Source organism: Streptomyces pactum (assembly GCF_002005225.1).
In the GTDB taxonomy this organism is placed as follows: domain Bacteria; phylum Actinomycetota; class Actinomycetes; order Streptomycetales; family Streptomycetaceae; genus Streptomyces; species Streptomyces pactum_A.
Genome location: NZ_CP019724.1, coordinates 3,001,167 through 3,026,440 on the forward strand (window position 1 = coordinate 3,001,167; position 25,274 = coordinate 3,026,440).

A 25,274-nucleotide genomic window follows, 5' to 3' on the forward strand; every position below is an offset into this window, starting at 1 on the left:
GACTCCGCCCGAGCGTGCCGACCCGGCCCTGGCACGCACGACTCCGCCCGAGCGTGCCGATCCGGCCCTGACACGCACAATTCCGCCCGAGCGTGGCGGCCCGGCCCTGACACGCACGACTCCGCCCCGGCGTGGCGGCCCTCAGACGCGCGTCCAGGTGGCGCGGTCGCGGGCCATGGCGTGCAGGGCCTCCACGTCCGCCGGTTTCAGCATCCCGCCCAGGCGGGCCAGCTCCGGCAGCTCCGTGTCCGTGAGCAGGCGGACCGAGCGGGGCGGCGCGGTGACGGTCACGCGCGCCGCGCCGACCAGGACGAGGACCGGACGGACCTCCGCCGTCAGGGCGTACGAGGACCGGTCGGCGTCGGAACGGACCCGGCGCAGCAGGGGAAGCGGTTCGCGGCGGCCCAGTGCGACCAGGGGGTCGGTGACGTGGACGCGTTGCCCGCGGGCGGGCAGCACGTGCAGGGCGAAGAGGCCGCCGGGGCCGATCACCAGGTGGTGGACGCGGTCGCCGCCGGGCAGCGGGACGGAGTGCAGGGTGTGCCACCCGGCGCCTTCGAGGCGGTCGAGGGCCGCTCCCGTCGCCTGCTCGGCCGCCAGCGCCCGGCGCCGCGGGTCGGGCCGCAGCCGGTGCGCCGGGCCGGGGTCGCGCTCCAGGGCGACCAGGAGCGCCTCGCCGGGCCGGTTGGGGGCGAGGTCGTCGTCCGGGTGGAGGGAGAGCCGGGCCAGCTCGGCGGGGGTCGGGACCGGGGGCGGGCCTACGGTGACCGGGCCGGTGAGGAAGGGGCCCAGGGCCTCGAGTACCTCGTTCTCGCGGTCGTCGCCGAGCAGGTTGACGCGGGCCGTCTCACGGTCGTACCAGGCGACGTTCCCGCCGTCCGGGAGGCAGACGTACAGCCGTTCCCGACCGTGCCGCCGGGACGGTATGACGCGCAGTCCGTTCATGCACCATCACCCCGGTCCATGGGAACAGGCGGGGTGCTGCGGGGGCAAGAAGGCGGCTACCTTTGGCAGCGGTCGGGCAGACTCTCGGGCGGCATGGGGAGGCGCTGTTGCGTACCCGTGGGAAGGGACCGGACGCACCGGCTCCGGACAGGCCGTGGGACGAGATCGTGCCGGGGCTGTGGATGGGCGGGCACGAGTTCCGGCGGCAGGCGGGGGAGTCGGCGTTCGCCGTCGTGCGGGACGAGTTCGATCTCGTACAGACTCTGCTCCGGCTGCCCGGACACGGGCCGGACGACGGCGTCGAGCACCATGTGTGGCCGATCCCCGACGGTCCCCTCGACGGGACGCAGCTCGCGGGGGTGATCCGGCTGGCGGAGGCCGCGGGCGAGGCGCTGGACGGGGGCCGCAAGGTCCTCGTGCGCTGTTACCACGGGTACAACCGCTCCGGTCTCGTCGTCGCCCACACCCTGATGCGCCGGGGCGGCACCGCCGACGAGGCGGTCCGGCTGATCCGGGCCCGGCGTTCGCCGTGGGCGCTGCACAACGACCTGTTCGTGGAGTACCTGCGGGCCGGGCTCGACACCGCGCGTCTGCTGGAGGAGCTGGCCGAGTAGCCCGGCACGCCTGTGGGCACGCAAAATGGACTTCCGTCCGAATAAGGTGTAGCGGATCACCGATGCCGATCACCTGACGTCGTCAGACGACCGAACCCCAGGAGTGCAGTGCCCCCGAGCCGCCGCGGGCGCCCCGCCCGCGTCACCGCCGTCCTCGCGCTGCTCCTGGCGGCCGCGGCGGCCGGCGCGCTGACCGCCTGCGGTGACTCGGGCGGGCTGCGGAGCGCGGGGGCGACACCGGCCGCGCGGAGCCCGGCCCGGCTCTGGCCCGACCTGGCCCCGGCGTCGAGCCCGGCCTACGACATCGGCGAGGTGGACAACGAGGTCGTCAAGGGTGTCGCCGTGCCCGGCGGTGACATCCGCGAGGCCGACCCGGTGGCCGCCGTGCGGGCCGAGATCGCCGCGCACCCGGACGACTACGAGGGCGACGAGGCGCCGTACCGCGAGACGGCCCGCCGGATGGCGGACTGCGGCCCGGGCTGGGCCGACGGTGCGGACGGCCGGTGCCCGGTGCTCAGGCCGTACTACCGCGACCTGACCGGCGACGGGCGCCCCGAGATGACCCTGGGCTTCCGGCTGCTGCCCGAGAACATGACCGCCGTGCGCGTCTACACCGTCGACAAGGACCGGCTCGTACGGGTCATGTCCTACGACGACGCGGTGAGCTCGGTCGCGCTGGCCGGGCGGACGGTGATCCTCCGCTCGCCGTCGGAGGTCGCGGGCTACGAGTACCGGCTCCGGTGGACGTGGGACCCCGACCAGCGGGCCATGCTCCTCACGAGCGACGAGATGCTGCGCACGGACGACGGCGGGAAGCCCGCCAAGCGTCCGTCCCCGTCCCCGTCCCCGTCCATGCCCCCGTCCCCGTCCCCGTCGGCGTCCCGGTCCGCGTCCCCGTCGGTGAGCGCCCGGTGAGACTCGCCCTCCCCCGGTGGACCGGCCCGCTCGCGGTGAAGGCCGCCGTCTTCATCACCGTGATGTGCTGCGCGCTCGCCGCGCTGCTCGGCGTCCTGGTGCACGTCTCGGTCACCGACCAGGCCGTGGGCCAGGCCCGCGACGCCGCCCTGTCCAGACTGGGGGAGGCGACGAAGGCGTACGAGGCCGGAGACCCGTTGCGGCGGGGGGCCGGCGTCGATCCGCCGGGGCTGCCGCGGCCGCTGCGGGAGCTGGCCGTCTCGGGCCTGCGCGGCACGATGGTCGCCGAGCACGACGGGCGCCCCACCATGTGGGCGGCGGGCCCCGCCGACGGTGGCCGGGCGCTCGCGGTACAGGTCGACCACACGCAGGGGCAGCGCACCATCGACGGCCTGGACGGCGCGATCGTGTGGTCGTCGGCGCTGGCGATCGGGGCGACGCTGCTGGTCGGGGCGTTCGCGGTGACGCGGGTGACGCGCCGGCTGCACACGACGGCGCGGGTGGCCCGGCGGATCAGCACGGGCGACCTGGACGCGCGCGTGGGCGACCCCCGTGCGCAGGATCCGACGCGCCCGCAGGACGAGGTGGCCTCGGTCGCCGCCGCGCTGGACTCCATGGCGTCGTCACTGCAGGGCAAGCTGCTGGCCGAGCAGCGGTTCACCGCGGACGTGGCGCACGAGCTGCGCACTCCGCTGACCGGCCTGCACGCGGCGGCCGAGCTGCTGCCGCCGGGCCGCCCGACCGAGTTGGTCCAGGACCGGGTGGCGGCCCTGCGCACACTCACCGAGGACCTGCTGGAGATCTCCCGGTTGGACAGCGGACGGGAGCGGCTGGAGACGGAGCCGGAGGCGCTGGGCGACCTGGCCGCGCGGGTCGTGCGGGGCTCCGGCACCGACACCCGCGTGGACGTCGTACGGGACGTGCGGGTGGAGACCGACCGGCGGCGGCTGGAGCGGGTGCTCGGCAACCTGGTCGCCAACGCGCAGCGGCACGGTCGGGCGCCGGTGGTGCTGACCGTCGACGGGCCGGTGATCACCGTACGGGACCACGGGGACGGCTATCCGGAATACCTCCTCGCCCACGGGCCGCAGCGGTTCCGCACCGAGGGCGGGACCAAGGGGCACGGCCTCGGGCTGACGATCGCCCTGGGGCAGGCGGAGGTGCTCGGCGCGCGGCTGGAGTTCACGAACCCGCCGGACGGCGGGGCGCTGGCGGTCCTGAGCCTGCCTCGGCAGCCCTGACCCGGGCTCGGTGACCGGGGGCGGTTCCCCGATGGCTCAGTGCGGCGGGCGGTCCGCGCCGAGCGCTCCTAATGTGGCGATCAGTCACCTGAAGACCCGTTCGCTCCCGGGAGGAACTCCCATGTCCCTGTTGTCCGCACGCTCCACGCGCTCACCGCTCCTGCGCGGCCTCGCCACCGCGGTCGCCGCCGGCGCGCTCGCCACCGCCGTCGCCGTCACGCCCGCCGTCGCGAACGACGAATGGGGCGGCGGGGATGCCGGTTCCGGCAGCGCCACCACCGGCCCGTCCGGTGGAAACGGTGGTGGAAACGGCGGTGGAAACGGCGGCGACGAATGGGGCGGGAACGGCGGCCGCCAGGAGCAGGGCAGCTACCGGGGTGTCGTCACGGCCGACCGGCTCGCCCTGCGCACCTCGCCGAGCCGCGGCGGGGAGGTCATCCGGTACGCCCACCGGGGCGAGACCGTCCACATCTACTGCAAGACCCCCGGGGACAAGGTGAAGGGCAACCCCCTCTGGTACCTCCTCACGGACGGCACCTGGGCCTGGGGCCCGGCCCGCCACATCGACAACATCGGTCCCGCGCCGCGCTGGTGCTGATGCCAACGAACCCCACACCACACCATTTGGGTAAGTTCCGGACATGACCAAGGCCGGAACCGGAACCGGAATCACCGTGGCACAGGCGGACACGCCCGCTCCCGTCGCCCGTCTCCCCCGGCGCCGCGGCATCGAACTCGCGCTCATCGTCGTGGCCGTCCTGCTGTCGGTGTTCGGCTACTGCAACGTCGGCCTCGCCCAGCACGGCACCCTCCCGCCCGGCGCCGCCGGTTACGGCGCCGGGCTCGGCGTGCTCGCGCTCCTCGCCCATCTGGCGGTGCGGCTGCGCGCCCCCTGGGCCGACCCGCTGCTGCTGCCCATCGGGGTGCTGCTCAACGGCCTGGGCCTGGTGCTGATCTACCGGCTCGACCTGGAGACGCCGGGCGACCGGGCGGCCCCGACCCAACTGGTGTGGTCGACGCTGGGCGTCGGGCTGTTCATCGTGGTCGTGCTGCTCCTGCGCGACCACCGCGTGCTCCAGCGCTACGCCTACGTCTGCGTCGCCGCCGCGCTCGTCCTGCTCACCGTGCCGATCTTCTTCCCGGCCGTGAACGGCGCCCGCATCTGGATCCGGATCGAGGGCTTCTCCATCCAGCCCGGCGAGTTCGCCAAGGTCCTCCTGGCCGTGTTCTTCGCCGCCTACCTGGCCGCCAACCGCAGCGCGCTGGCGTACGCGGGCCGCCGTGTGTGGCGGCTGCAACTGCCCACCGGCCGCGTCCTCGGCCCGATCCTCGCCGTATGGCTGGTCAGCGTCGGCGTTCTGGTCCTGGAACGCGACCTCGGCACCTCGCTGCTCTTCTTCGGCCTCTTCGTGGTCCTTCTCTACGTCGCCACCGGCCGCACCGGCTGGATCGCCGTCGGTCTGGTGCTGGCCTCGCTGGGCGCGGTGGCCGTGGGCTGGCTGGAGCCGCACGTGCACAGCAGGGTGGAGGACTGGCTGCACCCCTTCGCGTCGATCGAGGCGGGCCGGGGGCCCAACCAACTGGCCCAGTCGCTGTTCGCCTTCGCGGCGGGCGGGGTGACCGGCACGGGCCTGGGCCTCGGGCACTCCGTCCTGATCGGGTTCGCCGTCAAGTCCGACTTCATCCTGGCGACCGCCGGGGAGGAGCTGGGCTTCCTCGGCCTGACCGCGGTCTTCCTGCTCTACGCGCTGCTGGTGGAGCGCGGCTACCGGGCGGGCCTCGCCGCCCGCGACCCCTTCGGCCGGCTGCTCGCGGTCGGCCTCTCCTCGATCGTGGCGCTCCAGGTGTTCGTCATCGCGGGCGGGGTGACCGGGCTGATCCCGCTGACCGGCATGGCGATGCCGTTCCTCGCCCAGGGCGGCTCCTCGGTCGTCACCAACTGGGCGATCGTGGCGCTGCTGATCCGGGTCAGCCACGCGGCCCGCAGCCAGGCCGGCCGAGCCGACGGACGGGTGGCACCGTGAGAACGGACGGGCTCCGGTGACCCGGAACATCCGGCACGCCGCCGTCTTCTGCGCCCTGCTGCTGGTCGCCCTGCTGGTGAACGCGGCCCGGGTGCAGATCGTCCAGGCGCCTCAGTACGACGGCAACCCGGCCAACCGCCGCCCGGACATCGCCCGCTACCAGCAGCCGCGCGGCGACATCCTGGTCGGCGGCGAGCCGGTCACCGGCTCCCGGGACACCGGCGAGCATCTGCGTTTCGAACGGACGTACCAGGAGGGGCCGCTGTACGCGCCGATCACCGGCTTCGCCTCGCAGGCCTACGGGACGACCCTGCTGGAGGACGCCGAGGACGGCCTCCTGTCCGGCGCCGACCCGATGCTCGCGCCGCTCCCCCTGTGGAACGACGTCACCGGGGTCCACAATCCGGGCGGCGACGTGGTGACGACCATCAACGGGGCCGCGCAGCGGGCGGCGTTCGAGGGGCTCGGCCCGCACAAGGGGGCGGTGGCCGCGATCGAACCGTCGACCGGCCGGATCCTGGCACTGGTCTCCACGCCGTCGTACGACCCGCAGCTACTCTCCGGGAACAGCACCGCGGCCACCCGGACCTGGAACCGGCTGAACGGCGACCCGGACAAGCCGATGCTCAACCGGGCCGTGCGCCGGACCTATCCGCCGGGTTCCACCTTCAAGGTGGTCACCGCGGCGGCGGCACTGGACGCGGGCGTGATCCGGGGCCTCGACACGCCGACCCGCTCGCCCGACCCGTACACCCTCCCCGGCACCCGGACCCGGCTGACCAACGAGGCCGACGGCTGCCGGAACGCCTCGCTGCGGGAGGCGTTCGAGTGGTCCTGCAACACGGTGTTCGCCAAGCTCGGCGTGGACGTGGGCGTGCGCGGCATGGCGGCCACGGCCGAGGCCTTCGGCTTCAACGACGACGGTGTGCGGATCCCCTTCGCCGTCTCGCCGAGCACCTTCGACACCTCGGTGGACCGGGCGCAGCTCGGGCTGTCGTCGATCGGGCAGTACAACACGCGGGCCACTCCGCTCCAGATGGCGATGGTGGCGGCGGCGGTGGCCGACGGCGGCCGGGTGCGCTCGCCGTACCTGGTGGAGCGGACCCTGCGGGCGGGCGGCAGCGTGGTGGCGACGGCCGGGTCACGGCCCACCCGGGAGGCGATGCGCCCCTCGACGGCGGCACGGCTCAAGGAGCTGATGACCGGCGTGGTGGAGGAGGGCACCGGCGCGAACGCCGCGATCCGCGGCGCCACCGTCGGCGGCAAGACCGGCACCGCCCAGCACGGCGTCGGCAACTCGGGCACGCCGTACGCGTGGTTCGTCTCCTGGGCGCAGGGCGACGGCGACCTGGAACCGAAGGTCGCGGTCGCGGTGGTGGTCGAGGGCTCCGCGGCGGACCGCGAGGGCATCAGCGGGGGCGGGCTGGCGGCACCGATCGCGCGGGCGGTGATGGCGGCGGTGCTCGAGTCGTGAGGCGGGGTCACCACGACGCCGGCACGTGCCGTTCTCCGGCGACAACGGGCTCGTCGTCCACCTGACGGCACGGCGGGAGGCGAACGCCCCGACGCCGTTGGCGCCCGGTCCCATCTTTACTCCCGGTCAACAAGTCCCGTCCAGGGGATTGACGGGCTTACTGACACGCAGTCTCATAAGACGAAGTGAGTGAGTGACCGCGGGTAACCCGAACCGTACGACGAGGTGGGACAGCCATGACGACCCTGACGGAAGCCGACGCGCTCGATGGTCTGCGCGACGCGCTCGGCCTGCTCAAGGACCGGGAGCAGGTGGCCGAACGGCTGCTCGACTCTTCCGCCAAGCACTCCTTCGACCCGGACAAGGAGCTGGACTGGGAGGCGCCCTTCGAGGAGGGCAAGTGGTTCTGGCCGCCGGAGCTGGTGTCGTTGTACGACACCCCGATGTGGAAGCGGATGAGCGAGGAGCAGCGCATCGTGCTCTCCCAGCACGAGGCCGCGGCGCTCGCCTCGCTCGGCATCTGGTTCGAGCTGATCCTCATGCAGCTCCTGGTCCGGCACATCTACGACAAGGCCGCGACGAGCGCGCACGTGCGCTACGCGCTGACCGAGATCGAGGACGAGTGCCGGCACTCGAAGATGTTCGCCCGGCTGATATCGCGCGGCGAGACTCCCTGGTACCCCGTGAGCCCGGTCCACCAGCACCTGGGGCGCCTGTTCAAGACGATCTCCACCACGCCCGGCTCCTTCACCGCCACGCTGCTCGGCGAGGAGGTGCTGGACTGGATGCAGCGGCTGACCTTCCCCGACGAGCGGGTCCAGCCGCTGATCCGGGGCGTCACGCGCATCCACGTCGTGGAGGAGGCCCGCCACGTGCGCTACGCCCGTGAGGAGCTGCGCCGCCAGATGGTGACGGCGCCGAAGTGGTCGCAGGAGTTCACCCGGATCACCTCCGGCGAGTTCGCCCGCGTCTTCTCCATCGCCTTCATCAACCCCGAGGTCTACACGAACGTCGGCCTGGACAAGCGCGAGGCCCTGGCCCAGGTCAAGGCCAGCGGCCACCGCAAGGAGATCATGCAGACCGGAGCCAAGCGCCTGACGGACTTCCTGGACGACATCGGGGTGCTGCGCGGGGTCGGACGGAAGCTGTGGAGGTCGTCGGGACTGCTGGCGTAGTCGGGCCGGTCCGGGCCGCTCACGCGCGAGGCGTCGGCGGTGTGCGGGTTACGCTGCGGTTCATGACCCCGCAGGCCCCCACCCCCGCCTACCGCCGGCTCAGCGTCGAGGAGCGCCGCGTCCAACTGCTCGACGCGGCGCTCGCCCTCTTCGCGCACCGGCCACCGGAGGAGGTCTCCCTGGACGACGTGGCGGAGCAGGCCGGGGTGTCGCGGCCACTGGTGTACCGGTACTTCCCCGGCGGCAAGCAGCAGCTCTACGAGGCGGCGCTCAGGTCGGCCGCCGACGAGCTGCGGCTGTGCTTCGACGAGCCCCGCGAGGGCCCGCTGCTGGCCCGGCTCTCCCGCGCCCTGGACCGCTACCTCGCCTTCGTCGACGAGCACGACACCGGCTTCAGCGCCCTGCTGCGCGGCGGCAGCGTGGCGGAGACCTCCCGGACCTCCTCCATAGTGGACGGCGTACGCCGGGCCGCCGCCGACCACATCATGAGCCATCTGGCCGTCGCCGAACCCGGACCCCGGCTGCGGATGACCGTCCGGATGTGGATCACCGCGGTGGAGGCGGCCTCGCTGATCTGGCTGGACGAGGGCAAGCAGCCGCCCGTGGACGAGCTGCGGGACTGGCTCGTGGAGCAGTTCCTCGCCGTGCTGACGGTCACCGCCCGCCGCGACCCGCAGACCGCGGCGCTGGTCGAGGCGCTGGCGGCGGACGTCTGACACCGGTGCCCGGATCACTGACACTGGGTGCGTGAAGAGCGAAGACACCCCCTTCGAGGGCGGCCCCATGGACGGGCGGGTGCTGCCCGTGCTGGTCGGGATGACCGGGCACCCGCCGAAGACCTACCGCATCCCCGTACCGGACCCGGACGGCGGCCCGCCCACCGTGCTGGTGTACCGGCGGGTGCCCCGGGGCGCCCGGGGCGGGCTGCGGTTCGCCCGCTGGAAGTACGCGTACGACCCCGAGGGCCGGAAGGGTGCCGGCCGGAAGTGGCCCTGGTCCAGACCGGGCGCCGGGCCGGCCGGCGAGCCAGACGCCACGCCGGGTGGCAAGCCGGACGACGCCCACGGGTGACCCCGTTGCGCCGAACCGCGCACACTCGCCGCGCGGAGCCCGGAAACACGCCACATGCTCACCGTGCGGAGCGGACCCACCGCTGCGCGACGGAGGTGATGGCGTGTCAGGAAGGCTTCTGCGTCTGGCGTGTACGGCGGTGGTGGCGGCCGGGATCGTCCTCGCGCCCGTGCCCGCCGCGGCCGAACCCGAGCCGGGCGCCGGCGGCGACCGGTCCGTGGCCGGACTGCTGACGGACCTTCAGCGGCTGTACCGGGAGGCGGAGAAGGCCACCGAGACCTACAACGGCACCGAGGAGCGGCTGAAGGAGCAGCGTGCCGAGGTCGAGCGGCTGGACACCGCGCTGGCCCGGACCCGGCTGTCCCTGCACGACAGCCGGGGCGCGGCCGGACGGCTGGCCCGGCAGCAGTACCGCAACAGCGGCGACCTCTCCCCCTACCTGCGGCTGCTGCTCGCCCGTGACCCGCAGCGCGCGCTCGCCCAGGGACACGTGATCGGGCGGCTGGCCCGGGAGCGGGCCGACACGGTGGGCCGCCTGACCGGCGACGAGAAGAGGGCCGGCGAGCTGGCCCGCCGGGCCCGCGAGGCACTGGACCGGCAACTCGTCCTGGCCGAACGGCGGGAGCGGGAGCGGGACGACGTACACGAGCGGCTGCGTGCCGTGGAGGAGCTGCTCGCCTCGCTCACCCCCGGGGAACTGGCCGCGCTGGCGGAGTTCGAGAAGAGCGGGATCGCCGAGGCACAGGAGCGGTTCATGGCGTCCGGCGCGCTCGGGGACGACGACAAGCCGTCCGCCGAGGGCGACCGGGCGGTGCGCTTCGCGGTGGAGCAGCTCGGCAAGCCGTACGAGTGGGGCGCGGAGGGACCGGCGTCGTACGACTGCTCGGGGCTGACCTCCGTGGCCTGGGAGCGGGCCGGTACGCCGATCCCGCGGACCAGCCAGGAGCAGTGGGCGCGGCTGGACCGGGTGCCGCTGGGCGAGCTGCGGCCCGGCGACCTGGTCGTGTACTTCCCCGAGGCCACCCATGTGGCCATGTACCTCGGCGACGGCATGGTCGTCCAGGCACCGCGCCCCGGCGCCGAGGTCAAGGTGTCGCCGATCGCGGCCAACCCGGTCCTGGGCGCCGTACGCCCCGACCCCGGCGGGGAGCCGCTGCGGCGGTACACGCCGCCGCGGCTCCCCGAGGGGGCGACGGACGGGTCCGACGAGGGGTACGCGGCCGCCTACGCGCCGGCCGCGCCCGAGACCTCCGTCAGGTAGCCCTCGGTCTTCGCCGGGTCGTAGAAGAAGTTCTCGAAGTCGGCCGGGTCGTTGAAGCCGTTGGCGAAGCGGTCGGCGACGGGCTGGAGCTGGCCGGCGGCGCCGATCAGGTTCAGGACGTGCTCCGGCGGCGGGGCGAGCATCGTGTTCGTCCACTTGGTGACGTGCCGGGCCGTGTCCCAGTAGCGGTCGAAGGTCTGCCGCATCCAGGCCTCGTCGAACTCCTTCTCCCCCTGCTCCAGGATGGAGGCGAGGTAGGAGGCGGCGCACTTGGAGGCGGAGTTGGAGCCCTGGCCGGTGATCGGGTCGTTGGCGACGACCACGTCGGCCACGCCGAGGACCAGGCCGCCGCCGGGGAGGCGGCCGACCGGGTTGCGGACGGTGGGGGCGTAGCGGCCGGCGAGGGTGCCGCCGGCGTCGGTCAGTTCGACCTTGGTGGCCCGCGCGTACTCCCAGGGGAGGAACTTCTCCATGAGTTCCAGGGTCAGGGAGAGGTGCTCCGCCGGGTCCTTGACGTCCTTGAAGGCGTCCAGCGGGCCGCCGGGTATGCCCTCCCAGAACAGGATGTCGGCGCGGCCCGAGGTCGTGAACGTCGGCATGATGAACATCTCGCCGACGCCCGGGACCAGGTTGCAGCGGACGGCCTCCGTCTCCGGGTGCTCCGGGCGCGGGCCCATCCCGTGGACGTAGGCCACCGCGAGCGCGCGCTGCGGTTCGCTGTACGGGGAGCGGGAGGCGTCGCGGCCGAACATCTGCACCAGCTCGCCCTTGCCCGCCGAGACGAGGACGAGGTCGTAGGCACGGGCGAAGTAGTCCAGGTCGCCGACGGCCGCGCCGTGAATGACCAACTGGCCGCCGCGCTGCGCGAAGGTCTCCATCCAGCCGGCCATCTTCACCCGCTGGTCGACCGACTGCGCGAAGCCGTCGAGGTGCCCCAGCCAGTCGATCGCGCGCTGCGAGGGGCCCGGGTCGAAGGAGCCGGGGGCCGCCACCGAGACGCCGAGTCCCTCGATCTTCGGGGCCTGGGACTCCCAGAAGTTCAGTTGGAGGTCGCGCTCGTGCTGGAGTGCCGTGTGGAACATGCACTGCGTCGACATGACCCGGCCGGTGCGGATCTCGTCGGCGGTCCGGTTGGACATCAGGGTGACCTCGTAGCCGTGCGACTGGAGGCCGAGGGCGAGCTGGAGTCCGGACTGGCCGGCTCCGACGACGAGTATCTTCCGCATGCGGGGTTCCGTCTCCTACTCGGGGGTTTCGTCGAGCGCGTGGCCCACGAGGGACAAGAGGGTCTCGATGGCCGAGATCCGGCGGCGCGCATCCATGATCATTACAGGTATGTGCGCGGGGATCGTCAACGCCTCCCGCACGTCCTCCGCCTCGAACAGCTCACTGCCGTCGAAGTGGTTCACCGCGACGACGTACGGCAGTCCGCAGCTCTCGAAGTAGTCCAGCGCCGGGAAGCAGTCCTTCAGGCGGCGGGTGTCGGCCAGCACGACGGCGCCGATCGCGCCGCGCACCAGGTCGTCCCACATGAACCAGAACCGCTGCTGCCCCGGCGTGCCGAACAGGTAGAGCACCAGGTCGTCGTCGAGCGTGATGCGGCCGAAGTCCATGGCCACGGTGGTGGTGAGCTTGCCCGGGGTGTCGGTGAGGTCGTCGGTCTCCTGGCTCGCCTCGGTCATCAGCGCCTCGGTCTGCAGGGGCGTGATCTCCGAGACGGCGGTGACCAGCGTGGTCTTGCCGACGCCGAACCCTCCCGCCACCACGATCTTCGTGGCTATGGGCGCGCGGGTGCGATCCGTCTGCCAGGGCTGCATGGGCTCGTCGGGGTCGACGAGCGGGGAGACGCCGTAGGCGGCGTCAGAGACGGCGGAGTCCACTGAGCACCCTTTCGAGCAGAGCGCGGTCCGGGCGGCCCGTTCCGTGGCCGGTCCCGGTTCCGTACACACGGATCTTTCCCTGGTCCGCGAGGTCGCTGAGGAGCACGCGGACCACGCCGAGCGGCATCTTCAGCAGCGCGGCGATCTCGGCCACCGTACGCATACGGCGGCACAGTTCGACGATGGCCCGCATCTCCGGCATCACGCGGGAGGTGAGCGAGCCTCCCCCACTGCCAAATGCGTGGGAGGTACCCCCAGTCAGTTCCTTGCGCTCCTCGGCGGCTTCCAGCGCGGCGGTGCCGGCCGTGGCGCCGACGAACGTCTCGACGAGCAGGACGTGCCCGAAGCGGGTACGGCCGCCGGTGAGCGAGTAGGGGCGTACGCGGGCGGACTTGCGGTCCGAGCCGCGTACGGGGAGGGACTTCGGGGGTTTCCTGGGGCTGCTGCTCATCGGGTACTCCCCGTCGAGGTCGTCTCGGTCTCCAGGGATTTCCGCAGCTCGCTGCGGAGTTCGGGGGTCAGGACGTGGCCGGCGCGGCCGACGAACAGCGCCATGTGGTACGCGATGACGCTCATGTCGGCGTCCGCGGAGCCGTGCACACCGAGCAGCGAGCCGTCGCTGATCGACATCACGAACAGGCTGCCCTCGTCCATGGCGACCATCGTGTGCTTCACGTTGCCGAAGTCCATCAGCCGGGCGGCGCCGATGGTGAGGCTGCCGACGCCGGAGACGACGGTGGCGAGGTCGGCGACGGATCCCCGCGGGCCGCTGCGGCGCACGGCCTGGGCCTCGCGGGCCGCGTCGATGGGGGTCCCCCCGCGCGAGCTCGTTCGAGCGTGGGGGAGGTCCTGATCGGAGGAGAGCAGCAGCAGGCCGTCGGAGGAGACGACCGCGACCGAGAGGATGCCGGGCACCTCCTCGACCAGGTTGGTCAGCAGCCAGTGCAGATTGCGGGCTTCACTGCTGAGTCCGAAGGTACTGGGCGCGCTCAACTACTTGCCTCCTCGACAGTGCCCCCCGTGGCTTCTTCGGTTTTCCCCGCTTCGGCGGTCGGCGCCTCGGTCTGAGCGGTCCGGTCGGCGATCTCCGCCTCGACGTCGCGGCGACCTGCCTCCGCGCCCCGGCGGAAACCGCCCAGGCGGCGGCGGAGTGCGTCGGCGTCGACGGAACCCGCCGAGCGCGGCCGCGGGTCCGCCGCGGGTGTGCTGAGCTTCGGGGTCCGCTTGGGCAGCCCCTTGTCGGTGACGGGCTCGGCCGGTCCGGCGTCCTCGGCGGTACCGGCGGTCTCGGCGGTACCGGCAGTCTCAGCGGTCTCGGCGGTACCGGCAATCTCGGCGGTACCGGCAGTCTCGGCCCGCGCGGTGCCCTCGTCCGGGGTGCGGTCGTGGGTGTCGGGGCCGATGGCGTAGGGGCCGGCGGAGCGCTGTCCCGGGAGCTCGATCGCGGTGGGCTCCTGCGGGGCGGGCTCCGGCGTGGATTCCTCCGGTGCCGGTGCCGGTTCCGGTGCCGGTTCCGTGGTCTGGGCCTCTGCCTGGTCCGGTGCCTGTCCTCGGTCCGGTGCCTGTTCCGTGGTCTGTGCCGGTTCCGGTTCCGTGGGCTCTGCCGGTTCCGGTGTCGGCGTCGGCAGCAGGAGGGCCATCGTGGCGTCGTCGGGGAGGTCGCGGCCCGGTCGGGAGGACGCGGAGTCCTCCGCTTCCGGGACGGGCTCCGGGGCCGCCTCCGGGGCGGGCTCCGGGTCCGCGCCCGGGCCGGCTTCCCGTGCCCGGTCCGTCTCCGGTGCCGCCGGCGGGACCGGGGAGGGAGCCGGTGCGGGCGCCGCGGCCGCTTCCGCCTCCGGGGCCGCCTCCTCGCTCTTGGCCTCGTCGGCCTCCGCGCGCCGTACGGCCTGTTCCGCCGAGGCGACCAACGGGTCCACGCCGTCCAGCGGACCCTTCTCCGCGCGGCCGTGCAGGACGTTGGAGTTGGCCTCCGCGTCGGCGCCCGGCAGGGAGAAGGAGCCGGTGCCCTCGGACATCGGCACGGTCGGGGCGACGGCGGCCGGCGGGGCCGCCGCGAGCAGGGTGTCCGGAAGGACCACGACGGCCGCGACGCCGCCCTGCTTCTGCTCCCGCAGCCGCACGCGCGCACCGTGCCGGTGGGCCAGCCGGGCCACCACGTACAGGCCGAGCCCGAGACCGTCGTCGCCCTCCTGGTCGTAGGGCGCGTCCGGGTCGAAGTCGGTGAGTCGGGCGTTGAGCCGCTGGAGCCGCTCGGTGACCATGCCGATGCCCTCGTCCTGGACGGAGAGCATCACCTCGCCGTTCTCCAGCAGCCAGCCGGAGACCTCGACGGGCAGGTCCGGCGGCGAGAAGGAGGTGGCGTTCTCCATCAGCTCGGCCAGCAGGTGGGAGAGGTCGTCGGCGGCGAATCCGGCCACGTGCGCGTGCGGCGGCAGCGCGGCGATGCGGACCCGCTCGTAGCGTTCGATCTCGCTGACCGCGGCCCGGACCACGTCGACCAGCGGCACCGGCCCGGCGCTGTGCTGGACATGCTCGGTGCCGGCGAGGACGAGGAGGTTCTCGCTGTGCCGGCGCATGACCGTGGCGAAGTGGTCGAGCTTGAACAGGGTGGAGAGACGGTCCGGGTCCTGCTCGCGCTCCTCCAGGCTCTCGATGACCGCGAGTTGCCGCTCGACCAGGCCGAGGGTGCGCAGCGCGAGGTTCACGAAGGTGGAGCCGATGCTCTTGCGCACGACCTCGAGCTGGGCGGCGGACTCGGCGAGTTCGGCGCGCAGTTCCTCGCGGGCGTCGGCCATCTTCTGCCGCTGGCCGACGAGGTGCTTGCGGTCGGCCTCCAGCGTGTTGACGCGCTCGGCGAGCGTGGCGGCGTGCGTGTGCAGGGCGTTGACGGAGCGGACGACCTGGGCGAACTCGTCGTTGCGGCCGGTGAAGGTGACGGGCTCTTCGGCTGTGGGGTCCTCCGCGCCGGCCAGCCGGGCCGAGCCGCGGCGCAGCACCGACAGCGGGCGGGTGAGGGTGCGGGCCATGGCGGTGGCGACGCCGACGGCGAGCAGGATCAGGCCGCCGAGGGCCGCGATGCGGATCTCCAGCGCGGTGACGTCGTCGTCGCGCAGTTGCTCCAGGGCCGTGGTGCGCTTCTCGTACAGGGCGGACTCGGCGCCGCGCATGGCGTCGACGCGGGCGGAGAGCGCGGCGTCCAGCCTCTTGGTGCTGGTGCCGAGGTCGTCGTCGGAGAGCGTCGGCTCGTCCGTGAGGCCGGCGAGGTACTTCTCGGCGGAGTTGACCTCGGGGCCGGCGACCGTGGTGTCGAAGCTGCCGCGCGCCTCCTTGGGCGCGCCCTCGCGGAAGTCGGCGAGGGCGGCGTCGGAGCGCACCCGGGCCTGCTGGGCGGCGGCGGCGAGCGCGTCGCGCTGCTCGGCGTCGGCGTCCGAGGAGGTGGTCGTCTCGGTCGGCAGGCCCGTGATCGGGTCGATGACCGTCTGGGTGCTGCTCGGCACGTTCAGCGCCGCGAGCAGCAGGCCGCGGGTGGCGGCGGCCTGCTGGACGGCGGTGTCCAGCTCGGCCAGGGCGTACGCGCCGGCGCCCGCGCGGGGCGGCATGCGCTCGGCCAGCTCCTCCGCCAGGGCGTGGAGTTCGGTGATCGCCTCCGAGTACGCCTCGTGGGCCTCGAGGGCGCTGCTCTTGCCGGTGAGCGCCGCCCGGCGCAGCGCCGCGATGGCGTCCAGGTCCTCGCGCAGGGAGGCCGGCGTGTCGGTGTCGGCGCGCAGCTCCTCCACCTGCCGGTCGACGCGGGCGCTGCGCTGCTCGGAGGGCGCCTTGGACTCGGGGCGGTCGGCGGCGATGTACGGGGTGACCTCGTCCCGCTCGTCGGCGAGGGAGTGGGCGAGGGTCAGCGCGCCCTGGGTCTGCTCGGCGAGCGTCACCAGTTCCTGGGAGTCGTGCAGTTGCCCGGAGGCGGCCACGACCGACGGGGCTCCGGCCCCGGCGATGGCCGCGGCGACGACCGCCACGGCGACGATGAGGCGGTTGCGTACGTGGGTCGGACGGCCCTTGCCGACGGGGGCCTGAGGCGGCGCCGGGGTGGAGGTGCCGGGGGTGCGCTCCGCGCTCCCCACGGGGGCCGTCTGCTTGCCTGTGCGACGAGGCCGCGTCTTGTGCACCGGTGCTCGCATTCCTGACTCGTGTACCCGTGGGCCCGGGTGGCGCTCCGTCAACTGGCCGGTCGGCGCGTGCACCCTCCGCCACGCTCTGGGCTGCTCCCCGGCCGCCGACTGCGCATCGGACGGGGAGACCGCGTGAGCAGGGCAGGCCCTCCACCGGGTCCCGACCCTCCCAGTGCCGGTGGGCGGTGGGCGTGCATCATCCGACCCGCCACCCGAAGGAGTGAACCCCGGACGGGAGTTGGGGAGCAAGTTCCCCCGGCTCGGGCGACGCGGGTGCGCGGCGCGCCGGTTGGACGTCTGGGACGGGCGGTGGCACTATGTGCCGCCACGTGTTGCCGGAGTGCCGAATTCCACCCCAAATCCGGCGTCTGACCTGCGCGCCTGCGTCGGTCCCGGGAAAGTCACCGGCCATTTGCGGACACCGTGAAGAGGTCGTGCAGACTGGCCGGATGCGCACGGAACTCGTCTCGGAACCCGGCCTGCCCGACCACCCCAACGAGGACTTCGCGAGCGTCGGACTTCCGGCCTCGGGACAGGGTGGTTCGCTCGTCGTGCTGGACGGCGTGACCCCGCCGCGGACCGCGACGGGATGTCTGCATTCCGTGCCCTGGTTCACCGCGCACCTCGGCGGCGCCCTGACCGAACTGACCGTTTCACTGCCGGATGTCCCCCTCGCCGAAGCCCTGTCCCGCGCCATCGCTCGTACCTCGGCGGCACACGCGGAAACCTGTGACCTTTCTCACCCGCGGACTCCGCAGGCAACCGTGGCCCTGGCCCGCTGGTCCCCCGCCGCCGTCGAGTACCTGGTCCTGTCCGACTCGGCCCTGCTGGTCGAGGCCCCCGACGGCACGGTCACGGCCGTCCTCGACGACCGGCTGGCCAGGCTGCCCCGGGCGGCCCTCGCCAGCGACGCGCTGGTCGACGCCAACCTGCGCAACAGGGAGGGCGGTTTCTTCACGGCCGCGGCCGACCCGGCGGTGGCGGCGCGGGCGGTGACGGGCGTGCTGCCGCGCGACGAGGTGCGCACGCTGGCGGCGCTCACCGACGGGGCCGCGCGGTGGGTGGAGAAGTTCCGGGAGGGCGACTGGGCGGACTGGCTCGCGCTGGTACGGAAGCAGGGCGCGCAGGCGCTGGTGGACCGGGTGCGGGAGCTGGAGCGGTCGGACGCGGCGGGGGGCCGGGCGTTCCTGGGGGGCGGCAAGACGCACGACGACGCGACGGTGGTGTACGCGGAACTGTGAACGCGCCCGGGGGGCGCGCTACTTCTCCATCCCCCGGTTCAGCTCGCGCAGCAGCCGGGCCAGTTCCGTCACCTCACGCGGGTCCCAGTCGGCGAGCCGGCGGGCGTACCGGGCGCGGCGCGCCTCCCGCACCCGGCCGACGCGTGACTGGCCCTCCGGGGTCAGGGTGATCAGCCAGGCGCGGCCGTCCGCGGGGTCGGGTTCGCGGGCGACGAGACCGAGGTCCTCCAGGGCGCGCAGTTGGCGGGACATCGTCGCCTTGCCGACGCCGATGTAGGCGGCGAGCTCCGTGGCCCGCTGCCCGCCGCACTCGCCGAGCCGGACGAGAAGGCCGTACGCGGACGACTCCAGGTCGGGGTGGACCTCCCGGGCCATCTCGCCCTGATTGGCACGAGCCCGCCGGAGCAGGACCGTCAACTCCCGCTCCAGCGCCAGGAACTCCGGCTGGTTCACACCACTGCCGGACAGGTCGGATTCGACTCCGCGACCGCCGCCGTTCCCGTTTTCGTGCACGTCAGCCCCTGCCTCGATTTTCCCGGTCCTGAAAGTTTCCGCCACGGGCCACCATCACCGCAGCTTGGCAAGTATTTCGCAGGCTTAGACCAACGGCGTCTTCCGGGCCCTCTTCCCACCCCCCGTTCTACGTGCGTAGCGTCTCCACCGGATCCACGATGGCATGCCCACGCCACCTGCGGGTCCTCCCCACTCACGCAACCCCCACCGAGCACCACCGAGCCATCGGAGGCACGTCATGCTCGTGCACAGATCCGGATCGGCCCGCGGCCGGCGCTTCGCCGTCACCGGGATCCTGCTCGCCGCCTTCTCCCTGGTGTCCGCCCTCCCCGCACAGGCGTCGTCGGCCGCCGACACCCCGCCGCGCGGCTCCGCCCACATGGGCATGGGCGTCCTCGAGCACGACGGGCGGCAGGGCACCCCCGTCCCGGGCGACGCCACCCAGACGGAGGGCGTCGACGTCTCCAGCCACCAGGGCAACGTCGCCTGGTCGACCCTGTGGAACAGCGGGGTCAAGTGGGCGTACGTCAAGGCCACCGAGGGGACGTACTACACCAACCCCTACTTCGCCCAGCAGTACAACGGCTCGTACAACGTCGGCATGATCCGCGGCGCCTACCACTTCGCGACCCCGGACACGACGAGCGGCGCCGCCCAGGCCAACTACTTCGTCGACCACGGCGGCGGCTGGTCCCGCGACGGCAAGACGCTGCCGGGCGCCCTGGACATCGAGTGGAACCCGTACGGGGCCGCCTGCTACGGCAAGTCGCAGAGCCAGATGGTCTCCTGGATCCGCGACTTCCTGAACACCTACAAGGCGCGCACCGGCCGCGACGCCGTGATCTACACGGCCACGAGCTGGTGGACCCAGTGCACCGGCAACTACGGCGGCTTCGCGGCGAACAACCCGCTGTGGATCGCCCGGTACGCCTCCTCGGTGGGGACGCTGCCGGCGGGCTGGCCGTACTACACGATGTGGCAGTACACCTCGTCCGGGCCGACGGTCGGGGACCACAACAAGTTCAACGGGGCCCTGGACCGCGTCCGGGCGCTCGCCAACGGCTGATCGGGCGGGGCAAGGGCCCGGGCCTCCCCACGGGAGCCCCGGGCCCTGTCCTTGCGGTCGCGTCCTCCCCAAGTGCCTAAAGCCTGGGAGCTGCTCCCGTCACCGCGACCGGAATCTCCGACTCCGCACCGTTCGTCGCCGGTGCCAGTGCCAGTTCCAGGACCTGGCGGACGTCGGTGACGGCGTGGACGTCGAGCTTGTCCAGCACCTGGGCCGGGACGTCGTCCAGGTCGGGCTCGTTGCGCTTGGGGATGATCACCGTGGTGATGCCCGCCCGGTGCGCCGCGAGCAGCTTCTGCTTGACCCCGCCGATCGGCAGCACACGGCCGGTCAGCGAGACCTCTCCGGTCATCGCCACGTCGGTGCGGACCAGCCGCCCGGAGAGCAGCGAGGCCAGCGCCGTGGTCATGGTGATGCCGGCGCTCGGGCCGTCCTTGGGGACCGCGCCCGCCGGGAAGTGGATGTGCACGCCCCGGTCCTTCAGATCGCCCACCGGCAGCTCCAGCTCGGCGCCGCGGCTGCGCAGGAAACTCAGCGCGATCCGCGCCGACTCCTTCATCACGTCGCCGAGCTGACCGGTCAGGGTCAGGCCCGCCGCGCCCGTCTCGGGGTCGGCCAGCGACGCCTCCACGTACAGGACGTCGCCGCCCGCGCCGGTGACCGCGAGGCCGGTGGCCACGCCCGGCACCGAGGTGCGCCGCTCGGCCGGTTCCTGGGCGGACTCGGGCACGTGGTGCGGCCGGCCGATCAGGGCACGCAGGTCGCCGTCGGTGACGGTGAACGGCAGTTGCCGTTCGCCCAGCTCGTGCTGGGCCGCCAGCTTGCGCAGCAGCCGGGCGATCGACCGCTCCAGGGTGCGCACGCCCGCCTCACGGGTGTACTCGCCGGCCAGCTTGCGCAGCGCGCTCTCGTCGACCGTGACCTCGTCCCGGTCGAGTCCGGCGCGCTCGAGCTGGCGCGGGAGCAGGTGGTCGCGGGCGATGACGATCTTCTCGTCCTCGGTGTAGCCGTCGAGGCGGACCAGCTCCATGCGGTCGAGCAGGGCCTCCGGGATGGCCTCCAGGACGTTGGCCGTCGCGAGGAAGACCACGTCGGACAGGTCGAGCTCGACCTCCAGGTAGTGGTCCCGGAAGGTGTGGTTCTGGGCCGGGTCGAGCACCTCGAGCAGGGCGGCGGCCGGGTCGCCCCGGAAGTCGGAGCCGACCTTGTCGATCTCGTCGAGGAGCACGACCGGGTTCATGGAGCCCGCCTCCTTGATCGCCCGGACGATCCGGCCGGGCAGCGCGCCGACGTACGTACGCCGGTGGCCGCGGATCTCGGCCTCGTCGCGGACACCGCCGAGGGCGACGCGGACGAACTCGCGGCCCATCGCGTGGGCGACGGACTCGCCGAGGCTGGTCTTGCCGACGCCGGGCGGGCCCACCAGCGCCAGCACGGCGCCGCCGCCCCGTCGCCCACCACCGCCCTCAGCCGAGGCGCTTCGCGCCGCCCCCTTGTCGGGCCGGCCGCCGACGACGCCGAGGCCCCGGTCGACGCGCCGCTTGCGCACCGCCAGGTACTCGGTGATCCGCTCCTTGACGTCCTCCAGACCCGCGTGCTCGTCGTCGAGGACGGCCTGCGCACCCCGGATGTCGTAGGCGTCCTCGGTGCGGACGTTCCACGGCAGTTCGAGGACGGTGTCGAGCCAGGTGCGGATCCAGGAGCCCTCCGGCGACTGGTCGGAGGACCGCTCCAGCTTGTCGACCTCCTTGAGGGCGGCCTCGCGGACCTTCTCGGGCAGGTCGGCGGCCTCGACGCGGGCGCGGTAGTCGTCGGACTCCTCGCCCTCCTGCTCGCCGTTGAGATCGCGCAGTTCCTTGCGCACGGCTTCGAGCTGGCGGCGCAGCAGGAACTCCCGCTGCTGCTTGTCCACGCCCTCCTGGACGTCCTTGGCGATGGTCTCGGCGACGTCCTGCTCGGCGAGGTGGTCGCGCAGTTGCTGGGTGGCGAGCCGCAGCCGGGCGACCGGGTCGGCGGTCTCCAGGAGCTCGACCTTCTGCTCGGTGGTGAGGAAGGGCGAGTAGCCGGAGTTGTCGGCGAGCGCGGAGACGCCGTCGATGGCCTGGACGCGGTCGACCACCTGCCAGGCACCGCGCTTGCGCAGCCAGGCGGTGGCGAGCGCCTTGTACTCCTTCACCAGCTCGGTGACCTGGCCGGGCAGCGGGTCGGGCACGGTGTCGTCGACGCGCGTGCCCTCGACCCACAGCGCGGCGCCGGGGCCGGTCGTGCCGGCACCGATCCGCACGCGGTCCCGGCCGCGGATCAGGGCTCCCGGGTCGCCGTCGGCCAGCCGGCCGACCTGCTCCACCGTGCCGAGGACGCCGGTCTTGGCGTAGGTGCCGTCGACGCGCGGGACGAGCAGGACCCGGGGCTTGCCGGGCTCGGACCTGGCGGCGGCCTGGGCGGCCTCCACCGCGGCCCGTACCTCGGCGTCGCTCAGGTCCAGGGGGACGACCATTCCGGGCAGGACCACTTCGTCGTCGAGCGGCAGCACGGGCAGGGTGAGCGGTGTGAAGGCGGCGGACTCAGCAGCCATGATCTCCCCTTCGGCAGTCAAGTTGAGTTACATCGACTCAATGAAAGCGAGCCCTTGATTGTTCCCCACAGCGTGTTCGCTCTGAGCGATCAAGGGGGCGGGAGCCTCGGGACCCGCGGCGGGGAGCCCCGGGGCCCGGTACCGCCAGGGCCCGGTACCGCCAGGGCCCGGGGCCCGTGGCGGCAGGCGCTTCGGACCCCTTGGACGGGAGCACGGGCGAAGGCCCCGGCATTCCCCCTGCCAGGATGGGCCGATGCCCACCACTTCCCACGACTCCTACGACATCCCCGAAGTGCTGGACCGTCGCGAGGGCCCGCACGGCGAGGTCGTCCTGCGCCGGCACGGGGCGCTGCTGCAGATCATCGCGAACGGCTGCTTCCTGATGGACACCTCCGACGGACGCTCGGAGCGGCACCTGGTCGACGCGGCGGCCGACGCCCTCGCCGCCTCCGCCGGACGGAGCGCGCCGCACCTGCTCATCGGCGGGCTCGGCGTCGGCTTCTCGCTCGCACACGCCGCCGCCGACCCCCGCTGGGGCCGGATCGCGGTCGTCGAGCGCGAGCGCGCCATCATCGACTGGCACCGGGACGGACCGCTGGCCGCGCTGTCCACCGAGGCGCTGGCCGATCCGCGCGCGGAGATCGTGGAAGCGGATCTCGTGGAGTACGTCAATGAGACATCCGACACGTACGACGCGCTCTGTCTCGACATCGACAACGGCCCCGGCTGGACCGTCACCGAGGGCAACGACGGGCTCTACGCGCCGGCCGGACTCGCGGGCTGCGCAAGGGTGTTGAGGCCCGGCGGGGTGCTTGCCGTATGGTCTGCGCAGCCCTCTGTGGAATTCGAAGAAACCTTGCGTAATGCCGGGTTCCAACACGTGCGTACCGAAGAGATCCCCGTTGCCCGGGGCGTTCCGGACGTCGTCCACCTCGGCATCGGGCCTGGATAGCAAAGGCGCGGTGCCTCCCCGTACGCTGCTGCTCTGACGCGGATCATTCAAGCGTCAAGCGCAGTCATGGGATCACCCCACGGATTCCGGAAAGCACACCTCAGGGGCGGGCGATGGAGCAGACACAGACCTCCCACAACGGCACGGCGACGGCAACTCCGGGCGCACAGCGACGGGTGCTGGTGGTCGAGGACGACCAGACGATCGTGGACGCCATCGCGACCCGCCTGCGCGCCGAGGGGTTCCTGGTGCAAACGGCGGGCGACGGTCCGTCCGCGGTCGACACGGCCGAGGCATGGCAGCCCGACCTGCTGATCCTCGACATCATGCTGCCCGGCTTCGACGGCCTGGAGGTCTGCCGGCGCGTGCAGGCCCAGCGTCCGGTGCCGGTGCTGATGCTCACCGCGCGCGACGACGAGACGGACATGCTGGTCGGGCTCGGCGTGGGCGCCGACGACTACATGACCAAGCCGTTCTCGATGCGCGAGCTGGCCGCGCGCGTGCACGTCCTGCTGCGCCGGGTGGAGCGGGCCGTCGTGGCCGCCTCCACGCCGCGCAGCGGCATCCTGCGCCTCGGCGAACTGGAGATCGACCACGCGCAGCGCCGGGTGCGGGTGCGCAGCGACGACGTGCACCTCACCCCCACCGAGTTCGACCTGCTGGTCTGCCTGGCGAACACCCCGCGCGCGGTGCTCTCCCGTGAGCAGTTGCTGGCCGAGGTGTGGGACTGGGCGGACGCCTCCGGCACCCGGACCGTCGACAGCCACATCAAGGCGCTGCGGCGCAAGATCGGCGCCGAGCGCATCCGCACGGTGCACGGCGTGGGCTACGCGCTGGAGACACCGACGCCATGAGCCGAGGGCGTCAGGCCGCACGGAGGAGCCCCGGCCCCCGGAGCACCGGGGATCCCTGGGGCGGCGTACGCCCGTTCTCGATCAAGACCAAGCTGGGCGCGCTGGTCGTCACGTCGGTGCTGATCACCACCGGCCTTTCGGTGATAGCGGTGCACACCAAGACGGAGCTGCGCTTCATCACCGTCTTCTCGATGATCGCCACGCTGCTGATCACCCAGTTCGTCGCGCACTCGCTCACCGCACCGCTGGACGAGATGAACGCCGTGGCCCGCTCCATCTCGCACGGGGACTACACGCGCCGGGTGCGGGAGAACCGCCGGGACGAACTGGGCGACCTCGCCGTCACCATCAACCGCATGGCCGACGACCTGGAGGCCCAGGACCTCCAGCGCAAGGAGCTGGTGGCGAACGTCTCGCACGAGCTGCGCACCCCCATCGCGGGCCTGCGCGCGGTGCTGGAGAACATCGTCGACGGGGTCACCGAGGCCGATCCGGAGACCATGCGCACGGCGCTCGGGCAGACGGAGCGGCTCGGCCGGCTGGTGGAGACGCTGCTGGACCTCTCCCGCCTGGACAACGGCGTCATACCGCTGCGCAAGCGGCGCTTCGAGGTGTGGCCGTACCTGTCCGGCGTCCTGAAGGAGGCCAACATGGTCGCGTCGGCACGCGCGGGCATCGCCTCCGGCTCCGGCAACCACACCCGTACCGACGTGCATCTGGCCCTCGACGTCTTCCCGCCCGAGCTGACCGCGCACGCCGACCCCGAGCGCATCCACCAGGTCGTCGCCAACCTCATCGACAACGCGGTCAAGCACAGCCCGCCGCACGGCCGGGTGACGGTCAGGGCGCGGCGCGGGGAACTGCCGGAGTCGCTGGAACTGGAGGTTCTCGACGAGGGACCCGGCATTCCGCGCTCGGAGTGGCGCCGGGTGTTCGAGCGCTTCAACCGGGGTTCGGTGTCCCGACCGCACGGTCCGGGCAGCGACGGGGGCACCGGGCTCGGCCTGGCGATCGCGCGCTGGGCGGTGGATCTGCACGGCGGCCGGATCGGGGTGGCCGAATCCGAGCGGGGCTGCCGGATTCTCATCACTCTTCCGGGCCTGTCATCGGCGTCGAGTTGACGTAGGGTTCGAAGCGGAGCGTCAAGATCCACTGACGTCCGCGCTGGCGGACACGTGTGATCAGGCGCAGACCAGGCACAGACCCGCGTTTTCTCGGCGCCGGGTCCCGGTCTCCCCTTCCCTCATGCAGCAGAACCTCGCTTGTTTCCCGCCATTTCCAGCGCCGAAACGCGGTCTGCGATGTGACTT

The 25,274-nt window shown here is 72.9% G+C and carries 23 protein-coding genes; 15 read left to right on the forward strand and 8 right to left on the reverse strand.

Annotated features, from left to right (window positions below; translation table 11 throughout):
* Positions 1-141 precede the first annotated feature (141 nt).
* Complete coding sequence (locus B1H29_RS12020) at positions 142-945, reverse strand: nuclease-related domain-containing protein (RefSeq protein ID WP_055417873.1); 804 nt, start codon at positions 943-945, stop codon at positions 142-144.
* 107 nt (positions 946-1,052) lie between these two features.
* Here B1H29_RS12020 and B1H29_RS12025 point away from each other — a divergent pair, with 107 nt between their 5' ends.
* From B1H29_RS12025 to B1H29_RS12070, 10 genes are all read left to right on the forward strand, one after another.
* Positions 1,053-1,559: a protein-tyrosine phosphatase family protein gene (locus B1H29_RS12025; RefSeq protein WP_055417874.1), complete on the forward strand. Its 507-nt coding sequence runs from the start codon at positions 1,053-1,055 to the stop codon at positions 1,557-1,559.
* Positions 1,560-1,667: 108 nt separating this feature from the next.
* Complete coding sequence (locus B1H29_RS12030) at positions 1,668-2,474, forward strand: hypothetical protein (RefSeq protein WP_055417875.1); 807 nt, start codon at positions 1,668-1,670, stop codon at positions 2,472-2,474.
* On the forward strand, positions 2,471-3,715 hold the full coding sequence (locus tag B1H29_RS12035) for a sensor histidine kinase (RefSeq protein WP_055417876.1): 1,245 nt from the start codon (positions 2,471-2,473) through the stop codon (positions 3,713-3,715). The genes B1H29_RS12030 and B1H29_RS12035 overlap by 4 nt, the downstream gene beginning before the upstream one ends.
* Before the next feature lie 121 nt (positions 3,716-3,836).
* A complete protein-coding gene (locus B1H29_RS12040) occupies positions 3,837-4,313 on the forward strand; it encodes an SH3 domain-containing protein (RefSeq protein ID WP_055417877.1) in 477 nt (158 codons plus the stop codon).
* A 43-nt stretch (positions 4,314-4,356) separates the two neighbouring features.
* A complete protein-coding gene (locus tag B1H29_RS12045) occupies positions 4,357-5,739 on the forward strand; it encodes an FtsW/RodA/SpoVE family cell cycle protein (protein ID WP_055417878.1) in 1,383 nt (460 codons plus the stop codon).
* A gap of 16 nt (positions 5,740-5,755) precedes the next feature.
* Positions 5,756-7,213 (forward strand): penicillin-binding transpeptidase domain-containing protein, encoded by a 1,458-nt coding sequence (locus B1H29_RS12050; RefSeq protein ID WP_055417879.1) that lies wholly within the window; start codon positions 5,756-5,758, stop codon positions 7,211-7,213.
* 236 nt (positions 7,214-7,449) lie between these two features.
* Entirely contained in the window at positions 7,450-8,388 is a 939-nt protein-coding gene (locus tag B1H29_RS12055) for an AurF N-oxygenase family protein (protein WP_055417880.1), read from the forward strand.
* Positions 8,389-8,450: 62 nt separating this feature from the next.
* On the forward strand, positions 8,451-9,104 hold the full coding sequence (locus tag B1H29_RS12060) for a TetR/AcrR family transcriptional regulator (protein WP_055417881.1): 654 nt from the start codon (positions 8,451-8,453) through the stop codon (positions 9,102-9,104).
* 31 nt (positions 9,105-9,135) lie between these two features.
* A complete protein-coding gene (locus B1H29_RS12065; protein WP_055417882.1) occupies positions 9,136-9,459 on the forward strand; it encodes a hypothetical protein in 324 nt (107 codons plus the stop codon).
* 103 nt (positions 9,460-9,562) lie between these two features.
* Positions 9,563-10,720 carry a C40 family peptidase gene (locus tag B1H29_RS12070; protein WP_055417883.1) on the forward strand — a complete coding sequence of 386 codons (1,158 nt, stop codon included), beginning with the start codon at positions 9,563-9,565 and terminating at the stop codon, positions 10,718-10,720.
* On the opposite strand, the gene B1H29_RS12075 is transcribed toward B1H29_RS12070, so the two are convergent.
* The 5 genes from B1H29_RS12075 to B1H29_RS12095 are packed head-to-tail and all read right to left on the reverse strand — an operon-like array spanning position 10,684 to position 16,772.
* A complete protein-coding gene (locus B1H29_RS12075) occupies positions 10,684-11,946 on the reverse strand; it encodes a styrene monooxygenase/indole monooxygenase family protein (RefSeq protein ID WP_055417884.1) in 1,263 nt (420 codons plus the stop codon). The two genes, B1H29_RS12070 and B1H29_RS12075, sit on opposite strands and share 37 nt — an antisense overlap.
* 15 nt (positions 11,947-11,961) lie before the next feature.
* Positions 11,962-12,600: a GTP-binding protein gene (locus tag B1H29_RS12080; RefSeq protein WP_055417885.1), complete on the reverse strand. Its 639-nt coding sequence runs from the start codon at positions 12,598-12,600 to the stop codon at positions 11,962-11,964.
* Complete coding sequence (locus B1H29_RS12085) at positions 12,581-13,051, reverse strand: DUF742 domain-containing protein (protein ID WP_055417886.1); 471 nt, start codon at positions 13,049-13,051, stop codon at positions 12,581-12,583. The genes B1H29_RS12080 and B1H29_RS12085 overlap by 20 nt, the downstream gene beginning before the upstream one ends.
* Positions 13,048-13,593: a roadblock/LC7 domain-containing protein gene (locus B1H29_RS12090; protein ID WP_055417887.1), complete on the reverse strand. Its 546-nt coding sequence runs from the start codon at positions 13,591-13,593 to the stop codon at positions 13,048-13,050. Before B1H29_RS12090 ends, B1H29_RS12085 begins: the two co-directional genes overlap by 4 nt.
* On the reverse strand, positions 13,590-16,772 hold the full coding sequence (locus B1H29_RS12095) for a sensor histidine kinase (protein WP_279636547.1): 3,183 nt from the start codon (positions 16,770-16,772) through the stop codon (positions 13,590-13,592). The genes B1H29_RS12090 and B1H29_RS12095 overlap by 4 nt, the downstream gene beginning before the upstream one ends.
* 440 nt (positions 16,773-17,212) lie before the next feature.
* On the opposite strand from B1H29_RS12095, the gene B1H29_RS12100 reads away from it, so the two are divergent.
* Positions 17,213-18,004: a protein phosphatase 2C domain-containing protein gene (locus tag B1H29_RS12100; protein ID WP_055417888.1), complete on the forward strand. Its 792-nt coding sequence runs from the start codon at positions 17,213-17,215 to the stop codon at positions 18,002-18,004.
* An 18-nt stretch (positions 18,005-18,022) separates the two neighbouring features.
* On the opposite strand, the gene B1H29_RS12105 is transcribed toward B1H29_RS12100, so the two are convergent.
* Positions 18,023-18,517 (reverse strand): MarR family winged helix-turn-helix transcriptional regulator, encoded by a 495-nt coding sequence (locus B1H29_RS12105; RefSeq protein WP_055417889.1) that lies wholly within the window; start codon positions 18,515-18,517, stop codon positions 18,023-18,025.
* A 238-nt stretch (positions 18,518-18,755) separates the two neighbouring features.
* On the opposite strand from B1H29_RS12105, the gene B1H29_RS12110 reads away from it, so the two are divergent.
* The gene (locus B1H29_RS12110) at positions 18,756-19,583 is read left to right on the forward strand and encodes a lysozyme (protein WP_055417890.1); all 828 of its coding nucleotides are present in this window, start codon (positions 18,756-18,758) and stop codon (positions 19,581-19,583) included.
* A gap of 76 nt (positions 19,584-19,659) precedes the next feature.
* Here the strand turns inward: B1H29_RS12110 and lon are convergent, their stop codons facing one another.
* The gene (gene lon / locus B1H29_RS12115) at positions 19,660-22,158 is read right to left on the reverse strand and encodes an endopeptidase La (protein WP_055417891.1); all 2,499 of its coding nucleotides are present in this window, start codon (positions 22,156-22,158) and stop codon (positions 19,660-19,662) included.
* 253 nt (positions 22,159-22,411) lie between these two features.
* Between lon and B1H29_RS12120 the strand changes: the two genes are divergently transcribed.
* The 3 genes from B1H29_RS12120 to B1H29_RS12130 all read left to right on the forward strand — a co-directional run bounded on the left by B1H29_RS12120 (position 22,412) and on the right by B1H29_RS12130 (position 25,085).
* Entirely contained in the window at positions 22,412-23,110 is a 699-nt protein-coding gene (locus tag B1H29_RS12120) for a spermidine synthase (RefSeq protein WP_055417892.1), read from the forward strand.
* Positions 23,111-23,223: 113 nt separating this feature from the next.
* Positions 23,224-23,964, forward strand: a complete 741-nt coding sequence (locus B1H29_RS12125) for a response regulator transcription factor (protein WP_055417893.1) — start codon at positions 23,224-23,226, stop codon at positions 23,962-23,964.
* Complete coding sequence (locus B1H29_RS12130; RefSeq protein ID WP_055417894.1) at positions 23,961-25,085, forward strand: sensor histidine kinase; 1,125 nt, start codon at positions 23,961-23,963, stop codon at positions 25,083-25,085. Before B1H29_RS12125 ends, B1H29_RS12130 begins: the two co-directional genes overlap by 4 nt.
* Positions 25,086-25,274 lie beyond the last annotated feature (189 nt).